The following is a 4,579-nucleotide window of genomic DNA, read 5'->3' as shown; positions in this document are numbered from 1 at the left end:
AAGACCATGAGCTGCATCATCGTGACCGGCATCGAGATCGTCTGCACCTCGCGCACGGTGGTGGCCATCGAGCCGATCGACAGGAACACCGAGCCGAGCAGCAGATAAGCCATGGCGAAATAGACCAGCCCCAGCCCGATCAGGACCGGCCAACCGACTGCCGGGACGGGCACCTGCGGCATGGCCGGACCAGCGGCCAGATAGACCGCGCCACCCACCCCGCTCCATACCGCGATGCCGACCAGAGAAACGCCGAGCATCGCGAAAAGTTTGCCGAAGAACACCGCCTCCATGGGAATCGCCGCGGCCAGAACCTCGATGATCTTGTTGCCCTTTTCCTCCACCAGGTTGGACAGCACCATGCCAGCCAGCATCATCGTCATCAGGAACAGCAGCGTCTGCGCCGCCTGCGCGGTCTTAAGCCGCCCGGCATGTTCGCTGGCGTTGCTGGTGGCGGTAGGGCTCGGCCGGACCTGCGGCCAAGCCCCGAGCGGCCCCGTTTCGGCCTGCGCCGCGATCATCGACACCGCGCCGCTCCACTCCTCGATCTGCGCCTTGGGTCCGGTTAGCACCGGCGCATGAGGCGAGCCTGAAAGGATCGCGGCGATATCGGCCTGCCGCCCGCCCAGAGGCCGCGCGGGATCGTAACGCTCACCGGGCCGCAAGCGCTTCACCGCCACGAGATCGGGCAGCCCTTCGCCCAGACGATCGGCCAGGGCATCACGGGCACGAAGCATCGCATCGACATCGCCACCTTGCATGACGACGCCCACCTGCGGGTGCGACGACGTCTGTTGCACGCGGTCACCGACCCCGGCCGCCAGCCCGCCTACGACCACCGGAAACAACGGTCCCAGCAGGAAGAAGAAGAACGCCCGCGAGAACAGGATCGCCACGAAATCGCGCCGGGCAACCACCCAGGCAGCAGCAAGAGTGGAAAGGCGCCCGGTTCGCTCCGCCCTGCTCATCGGCGCATCTCCTCTGGTGTTTCCTCTTCCAGTGCCCGCGCCGCCGCTTCTCCGGCAATGGCAACGAACGCGTCGTGCAGGCCGGCGCGCTCGATCGAAAGCGAAAGGATCCCCGCTTCCCCCTCGATCAGGGCGCGCAACAAAGGCTCGATACCGGTTTCAGGCAAAGGAAAGTGCCAGAAATTACCCTCCCGCCGGGCATCGGCGGGCAGCGCTGCACGCCAGGGCCCGTCATCGTGGCGCGTCTCCAGCCGGACTTGCGCCGCGATGCGATCGCGCGCCACGTCGACCGGCCCCGCGAAAGGCACCCTGCCCCCGGCAATGATCGCAACGTCATCGCAGAGCCTTTCAGCATGAGCGATGACGTGCGTGGAAAAGATCACCGTCGTCCCCTCTTGCGCCAGGGCGCGCATCATCCGCTCCAGCTTGCCCTGATTGAGCGCATCGAGACCGGAGAACGGCTCGTCGAAGATCACCAGCCTCGGTTTGTGGACCAGGGTGCCCAGGATCTGGACCTGCTGCGCCATACCTTTGGAAAGCTGGCGGATCTGTCGGTCCGCAGCATAGCCCAAGCCGTGCTGTTCCAGCAGTTCATGCGCGCGGCGGCGGCCTTCCTTCAGCGGCAACCCCCGCAGCGCGCCGACGAAGGCGATGGCCTCAGCCGCCTTCATCGCCGGATAGAGGCCGCGCTCCTCCGGCAGATAGCCGATGGCATGCGCGACGTCGTGCGGCCGCTCCGCACCCAGAATGCGGCGATAGCCCGCATCGGGATCGATGATGCCCAGCAGAATGCGCAGCGTTGTGGTCTTGCCCGCGCCATTAGGGCCGAGAATGCCGTAAACCGCGCCCTCAGGCACCGAAAGGTCCACCCCGTCAACCGCGGTAAAGCCATCGAACCGCTTGACGAGACCGCGCGCCTCGATCGCGAGGGGGCGCTTTTCCGCTGATGGTCCGGCGGCTGGCACGTTGCCGTGCATCGGCCAATCTCCTACTTCAGCCTTCATGAACGTCCCCGGCTCCAACGATTCCGGCAATGCTGGCGCAGGCTCGGTTAAAGCCAAGCTAAGCGCCTTCGTCCGCGACGTCGAGGCCGAGGCCCGTGCCTTGGGCTTTTGCGCGTTCGGCGTGGCCCCGGCGCAGGAGGAACCGACGCAGGCCGCCCGCCTTGATGCCTGGCTGGAACAGGGCATGCACGCCACGATGGGCTGGATGCAGGATCGCGCTCATCACCGCCGTTCGCCCCACGGCTTGTGGCCCGAAGCAAAGAGCGTGATCGCCCTCGGCATGAGCTATGCCCCCGCCGCCGATCCGCTGCGGCTGGCCGAAGCGCGGCAAGTGGGGCGCATTTCCGTCTATGCTCAAGGGGCCGATTATCACGACACCGTGAAGAAAGCGCTCAAGCAACTGGCCCGCTGGATCGTTTCCGAGGCGGACAAGCGCGCGGTGGGGCCGGCGGACGTGAAAGTCTTCACCGATACCGCGCCGGTCATGGAAAAGCCCCTGGCGGCGGCGGCAGGGCTGGGGTGGCAGGGCAAACACACCAATATGGTGAGCCGCGAACACGGATCATGGCTGTTCCTGGGAGAAATCTACACCACTCTCGATCTGCCCGCGTCAACGCCGGGCCGCGATCGCTGCGGATCGTGCCACGCCTGCCAGGACGCCTGCCCTACCGGCGCCTTTCCCGCGCCTTATCGCCTCGATGCCCGCCGCTGCGTGAGCTATCTGACCATCGAGCACAAGGGGCCGATTCCGGAGGAGTTCCGCGTGGGGCTGGGCAACCGCATCTATGGTTGCGACGATTGCTTGGCGGTGTGCCCGTGGAACAAGTTCGCCTCCACCGCGCGTGTCATGAAAGCCTTTCTGCCGCGCGGTGAATTGGTGGCGCCCCGCCTCGCCGAGTTGCTGGCGCTTGACGATGCGGGCTTTCGCCAGTTGTTCTCCGGCAGCCCGATCAAACGCATCGGCCGCGACCGCTTCGTGCGCAACTGCCTTTATGCGGCGGGCAACAGCGGGCAGCCGGAGCTGCTGGCGCAAGTTGAGCCGCTGCTGGCCGATCCGGACCCTTCAGTCGCGGATGCAGCGGCCTGGGCGGTGGAGCGGCTCACCGGTTGACGGCGAACGCACGCTCCGTGCCGCGCGGAACAGAGAGCAGCCCCACCAGCGTCAGGATCGCCGCGCCGCTGATATAGAGGCCGACAAACAGCAACCCGCCTTTGTCAGCCAACGCCTGCGCCGCGGCGGGAGCAAAGCCGCCGCCGATGATCCCGCCGACATTGAAGGCGATCGACGAACCGGTATAGCGCACCCGCGCGGTGAAGAGCTGCGGCAGAAGCGCGGCGAGTGGCCCGTAGACCAACCCCATAGTGAACAGGCCGAGGGAGAGGAAAGCCCCGATCGCAGCGAGCGACCCGGCCGCGAACATCGGCCCCATCAACAGGCCCATGCCGATCGCCAGAACGCTTCCGAAAATGAGCACGCCGCGCGACGACCAGTGGTCCGCGGCATAGCCCGCCACCACGATGCCCAATGCCATGAACAGGATCGCGAAAAGTTGGACACCGAGGAACGCCTGGCGGCCATAGCCCAGCGTCCCCGTGCCGTAACCGAGCGCGAAAGCCGTCGTCAGGTAATAGATCGCGAAGCAGGCAATGACGGCGAAAGTTCCCGCCAGCGTCTGGCGCAAATGCGTGGCGAACAGCTCGGCAAGGGGGATGGACCGGGGCGCCGCCTCGTGCAATGCGAAGGAAACGGCGGGGGTATCCGTCAACCGGAAGCGGATCCACAGCCCAAAGCCCACCAGCGCAGCGCTGAGCAGGAAAGGAATGCGCCAGCCCCAGCGCGCAAATTCATTCTCGTTCAGCCAGGCGCTCAGGATCAGGAACAGGCCGTTGGCCGCAATGAAGCCGAGCGGCGCGCCAAGCTGCGGGAACATGCCGAAGCGGGCTCTCCAGCCCGGCGGCGCATTCTCCACGGCCAGCAGCGCCGCCCCACCCCATTCGCCGCCCAGTCCCAGCCCCTGGCAGAAGCGCAGCAGACATAGCAGCAGCGGCGCGATCCATCCGGCGCTCTGGTAAGTGGGCAGGGTGCCGATCAACACGGTGGCCGCGCCCATCAGCAAGAGCGAGGCGACCAGAGTGGACTTGCGCCCCACCCGATCGCCGAAGTGCCCGAAGACCGCCGCGCCGACCGGGCGGGCGACGAACGCCACGCCGAAGCTGGCATAAGCCGCCAACTGCTGCATCGAGGCCGAATGCACCGGGAAGAACAGCGGGCCGAACACCAGCGCTGCGGCCGTGGCGTAAACGTAAAAGTCATAGAACTCGACGGCCGTGCCAACGAGACTGGCGATCAGGATACGCGCATTGCGGCGATAGGCGTTCACCGGCTAGATCAATTCCTTCAGCGGCACGTCCTTGTCCGCGAGTTGCCCGATGTCGGGCGCGGCGCCCGCCTCCACCAGCTTGCGGCCCTGCACATAGTCCTTGACCGCATTCACGCAATCGAGCGCGACTACCCTGCCCTGCTTCAGATAGACCACCGAGAAGGCGCGCTCGTCCGGGTTGCCCCGCGTCACCGTCTTGTCGAAGCCGACATTCAGACCGGCGGTC

Annotated in this window: 5 protein-coding genes; 1 reads left to right on the top strand and 4 read right to left on the bottom strand. The window is 66.3% G+C overall.

What is annotated here, in order from left to right; all coding sequences use genetic code 11:
* Positions 1-968 (bottom strand): ABC transporter permease (locus V7D69_RS15360; RefSeq protein ID WP_333606240.1); only part of this gene is annotated, 968 nt, incomplete at its 3' end.
* Positions 965-1,972, bottom strand: coding sequence for an ABC transporter ATP-binding protein (locus V7D69_RS15355; RefSeq protein WP_414691019.1), 1,008 nt, complete (start codon positions 1,970-1,972; stop codon positions 965-967). The genes V7D69_RS15360 and V7D69_RS15355, both read right to left, overlap by 4 nt.
* On the opposite strand from V7D69_RS15355, the gene queG reads away from it, so the two are divergent.
* Positions 1,971-3,083: a tRNA epoxyqueuosine(34) reductase QueG gene (queG, locus tag V7D69_RS15350; protein WP_324064442.1), complete on the top strand. Its 1,113-nt coding sequence runs from the start codon at positions 1,971-1,973 to the stop codon at positions 3,081-3,083. The genes V7D69_RS15355 and queG overlap by 2 nt on opposite strands.
* Here the strand turns inward: queG and V7D69_RS15345 are convergent.
* Together V7D69_RS15345 and V7D69_RS15340 are read right to left on the bottom strand one after the other, a co-directional pair.
* The gene (locus V7D69_RS15345; protein ID WP_333606239.1) at positions 3,073-4,353 is read right to left on the bottom strand and encodes an MFS transporter; all 1,281 of its coding nucleotides are present in this window, start codon (positions 4,351-4,353) and stop codon (positions 3,073-3,075) included. The genes queG and V7D69_RS15345 overlap by 11 nt on opposite strands.
* 3 nt (positions 4,354-4,356) lie before the next feature.
* Positions 4,357-4,579, bottom strand: a 223-nt coding sequence (locus V7D69_RS15340; protein ID WP_333606238.1) for an oxidoreductase C-terminal domain-containing protein, incomplete at its 5' end; no start/stop codon positions are given.

Source organism: Novosphingobium sp., from assembly GCF_036733805.1.
GTDB lineage: Bacteria > Pseudomonadota > Alphaproteobacteria > Sphingomonadales > Sphingomonadaceae > Novosphingobium.
This window is presented reverse-complemented; position numbering and strand designations above follow the sequence as displayed.

Bases quoted from the DNA above. Each gene is read 5' to 3' on its own strand.
- queG (WP_324064442.1), top strand. From the start codon at position 1,971: ATGAACGTCCCCGGCTCCAACGATTCCGGCAATGCTGGCGCAGGCTCG.
- V7D69_RS15355 (WP_414691019.1), bottom strand. From the start codon at position 1,972: ATGAAGGCTGAAGTAGGAGATTGGCCGATGCACGGCAACGTGCCAGCC.